The 4,020-nt window shown below is 48.4% G+C and carries 2 protein-coding genes; both read right to left on the bottom strand.

The genetic code is table 11. From position 1 onward, the window contains the following. Positions 1–308: 308 nt before the first annotated feature. Positions 309–1,082 carry an SH3 domain-containing protein gene (locus GF409_06550; protein MBD3426875.1) on the bottom strand — a complete coding sequence of 258 codons (774 nt, stop codon included), beginning with the start codon at positions 1,080–1,082 and terminating at the stop codon, positions 309–311. Beyond that, positions 1,079–2,884 carry a hypothetical protein gene (locus GF409_06545; protein ID MBD3426874.1) on the bottom strand — a complete coding sequence of 602 codons (1,806 nt, stop codon included), beginning with the start codon at positions 2,882–2,884 and terminating at the stop codon, positions 1,079–1,081. The genes GF409_06550 and GF409_06545 overlap by 4 nt, the downstream gene beginning before the upstream one ends. Positions 2,885–4,020: the final 1,136 nt, after the last annotated feature.

Below are 4,020 nucleotides of genomic sequence, written 5' to 3'. Positions count from 1 at the left end.
GATCGCACCTTTCTTTGCCACTTATTAAAATTATTTAATAACTATGCAAAAAAATTTACACACTTCACCTTTTAGTTATATTTGCATAAAATCATATAACTATTAGATTTAGACACACTCCAACCCTTTTGGTTACGGGATGTTGTAAACATAATTGTGCCTTTTCTCATCTGTCCCCATATAATAGTTTATCATATATATTATATATGCACAGGTTAAAAAGCTAAATTTTTTAAACTCTAACAAAGGCGGCTTTTATGCACAAATGTCGATGGTTTTTTATACCCGAGATGAAAGATCTTTGATGATCATGGGGTCATTTTGCCCAGATTTTCGCCCTGCACCCACCCTATTTTGCCGTCAGGGCGCTTAATTTTATACCAGTCGTCTTTTTCGCGCAGTATATGGACTTTCATGCCCTCGTATATCGGAAAATGCACCGCCGCGTCCTCAAGTGGCTCGAACTTGGCATCTGTGATCTTCGCGGTAATGACAGCGCCCCTGTTGAGGTCTTTTATCTTCTGATGGGTGGGAATGATCACCATGATCAGCACCAGGCATAAGGTTATGATAACAATGGTTGAATACATGGCGTACCTTTTGAACACCCTGGTCATTATGATGTATGCCGCAAGCAAATAATACAGGAGAAATGCGAGTATCATAGATTGTTTGAGGGTAAAATAAACCATCCCCATGTCAAGCCACTTGAAAAGGATGGGTTTCTTCTCGGGCGGATCCGGTCTTTTCATAAGGGACTTGGCATGCCTCAAGTTCAATAGAAGATCGCTGTCACGGGGCATGAAGCGCTTCGCCCTCTCATAGTTCAGTATCGACTCGCCAAGCTCGCCCTTTTTAAAATACGCGTTGGCGAGATTATAATAAAGGTTACCGCTTTCAAGGCCCTCTGCCAAGATAGACCTCCATTTCTCGATAGCCATTTGGTAATCACCTGCCTCATAAAAGAGGTTTGCCCGGTAGAACGCCTTTTCAGCGGACCTTACCCCTTCTTCCTGTGCGAGTGAAAAAGATGATACAAAAATGACAGAAACAGCAACCAACACGAAAATGATTTTCCTCATAATGACCTCTTGGAATTAAGATAGCCCACGAGTTCCTTTATTTTCCCGAGCGTGGACTTCATGTCGGATTTATCCATTTTAACCCGGGTATAAAGCCCCAGGTAACAGTCAGAGAAAACCGCGCGTATCTTTTCAGTGATATCATCCCGATGGATCTTGCCACTTAGGCGGTCGTCTACTATCTGTTCGGTTACCCCTTCTGGGGGCACACCCAGCCTTGTGCCCAGATAAACCTGCATCAGCTTGAAGACCTTTTGGTAGAACTCTTTCGCCTTGCCGACCCTCAAAAGAGACCTTGCTTCTGCGATATCCCGGCTGGCACGTCGGGAAGCTGATAGCCATCCCGCGTAAGAAGTGTCCTCCTCAAGAAGCTTCATCCTTTTCTGGGTAATTACCGCCCCGAAAAAAAGAAGTAACGGGAAGATCCCGAGGAAGATAACACCCTTGCTTTTATAAGCGTGGGGATTGCCCCGCTCCAGCTCTCCGGGAAAATCCTTTATATAGATTATCCCCGTGCCGAGTTCTTCTTCGACGGGTTTTCTCGCCGGCAGGGGTTTGGTCACGCCTTCAGGTTTCTTTTGAACAGAAGGAGGGCCTATCACCTCTATGGGTATATTCCCCTGGGTCAGAGTGACGAACTCGGCCTTGTCCGGGTCGAAATAACTGAAACTGACCCGCGGTATAGCCCGAGCGTCCGGTGAGGCGGGTTTGATCACCTGGGTAAAAACTCGATTATCCTCACCTCCCAATTCCTGGGCTTCGTAAACCGTGAAAGCATCAGTCTCCCTAATGGCCGGAGCCTTGACGGTATTAAAATTACCTTCTCCGGTAACTGTCATAGTAATAATGATGGGCTCTCCCACCTTTACTGTTTTCTTGTCAACACTTACCTCTAAGCCGAAGTTACCTATAGCACCACTGAAATCCGCGGGCCGGCCTCTTGAAGGAACGGGTACCACGCTTATCTTGATGGGTTCGGCTTCCAGCTCCATGTGCCTTGAGTCGCGCCCGCCCAGGAAACTGTTATAGAAAGCCTGATTATCGTTGAGTACTTCAGCACGTGCCTTCGCAATGTCAAAGCTCGCTTTCACGGGACCAAAGGTGTATTCTCCCGGCTCAAGTATGAAAAAGGATTTCCTGAACCTCAGGACAGCGTACCGTACCCCGTCACTTACGATCATCGCCGGATCGATGCTCCTGTATTGTTCGGTAATATACTCCTTGCTGGGCTGGTCGGATATCTCCAGGTTCTCTACATCCAGCCAGTCCGTATAGAATTTGACGGTGACAGGAACTTTCTCGTTCACGTAAACTGTAGTTCTGGGGATGTCTACCTTGAGGTATATCCTTCTTTTAATATCCTCTTCGTCAGGACGCGCCTCTTTCCTCCTCGCCAGAGGAACTTCAGCGTCCTTTGAAACCTTCAAAAAGACGGTGTTCGACGTATAGTTATTTCCCCGGTAACTGAACGAAAGAGGTCCTATCCTGAACTCGCCCCCCTTAAGAGGAACTACTGTGTATGTATGCCTCAGCGAGTCGGAAATAAGACCGCTTTCCCGGGCTGGAACGACCTTTGAACCGGAATACTTGAAATCAAGGCCTTCTATGTACGGCAGCCCCGGGGCGGGGATATCCATGCTGTCAAAAAAATACAGGTACATCTCAACCTGTCTGCCGGGCTGAACGGTTTTTCTGCTGAGGTCTATCTTGAAATTAATGTCCCTGGCGTGGGAAGAGGCAATAAATAAAAGCAGGAAAACGGGAACAGCCAGACATATTCTTTTCAAGTATGCTTTGCTCACCTATCACTCCTTTCGGCTTATTATCCGATACTCGCTATAACCCTTTAATATAAAGGGTTATAGCTTACCAGTTCTTCTCGACATCCTTGGATGCCGGGGATTTTTCCCGCTTGATTATTCTCTTCGGTGCTTCCCCCTGCCAGTAAACGTCTATCACCATCTCCGCACTCTGTTCAGACATCTCCGTGGGACTTTCCTGTGGCTCTTCCCCGGGAGATTCTTCTTCACCGGCATCGGTATCCTCTTTTTTCCCTTCTTCCGATTCTTTCTCGGCGGGCTTTTCTGAAGGTTTTTCTTTCGCCGGCTCTTTAGTTTCTTCTTTTTGTTCAGACTCTTTCCTGCGCTGTTGCTTCATCTTTTCCTCGGCCCTTTTGTGGTCTTCTCTAGCGCGCTCTTCCCGGCGACCCTGGTCTTTCTGCTTCTGCTGATCTTTTTCCTGAGCATCCTTTTCCCGGCGCTCTTCCTCTCGACTACGGTCTTCTTCTTTTCTTTGTTCTTCTCTTTTTCTGTCCTCGTCGCGCCTTTGCTGGTCTCTTTCTTCCTGGCGCCTCTTTCGTGATTCCTCATCCTGCGGCAGACTCTTGTCCTGGCGGTCTTTTATATCCTCTTCTCTCCGCTGCTGCTCTCGCTTGCGGTCTTCCTCCCGCCTCTGGTCTTCACGTTTCCGGTCCTCTTCGCGCCTTTTCTTTGCTTTCTGTCGATCTTCTTCACGTCTTTTGTCTTCGCGCTTTCGGTCCTCCTGCCTGCGCTCATCTTTTCGGCGCCTGTCTTCTTCGCGGCTTTTTTTCTCTTTATCATACTCCTCATCTTCCTTATCTTTCTGTCCTGGTGTTACAGCAGCTGCCCTGCGGGCCTTGTGATCTTCCTCGCTTCTTTTATCCTCGGTCTTCCGGTCTTCCTGCCTGCGTTTATCCTCGCGTTCACGCTCATTTTTGCGTTCCCTCTCCGTACGCTCCTGGTCCTCTCTGCGCCGTTCGTCTTCACGTTTTCGGCCTTCTTCTCGCCTCTGCTCATCCCGCTTACGGTCCTCCTCACGCCTCTGCCGGTCTCTTTCTTCCTGGCGCCTCTTTCGTGACTCCTCATCCTGCGGCAGGCTCTTATCCTGGCGGTCCTTCAGGTCCTCCTCGCGCCTCTTT

The sequence above is a fragment of the Candidatus Omnitrophota bacterium genome (genome assembly GCA_014728045.1).
GTDB lineage: Bacteria > Omnitrophota > Gorgyraeia > Tantalellales > Tantalellaceae > WJMH01.
The sequence above is the reverse complement of the archived record's forward strand: the minus strand, read 5'-3'. Positions and strand labels throughout refer to the sequence as shown.

Excerpts from the sequence above, each read along its gene's own strand:
- GF409_06550 (MBD3426875.1), bottom strand. The coding sequence starts at position 1,082 with ATGAGGAAAATCATTTTCGTGTTGGTTGCTGTTTCTGTCATTTTTGTA.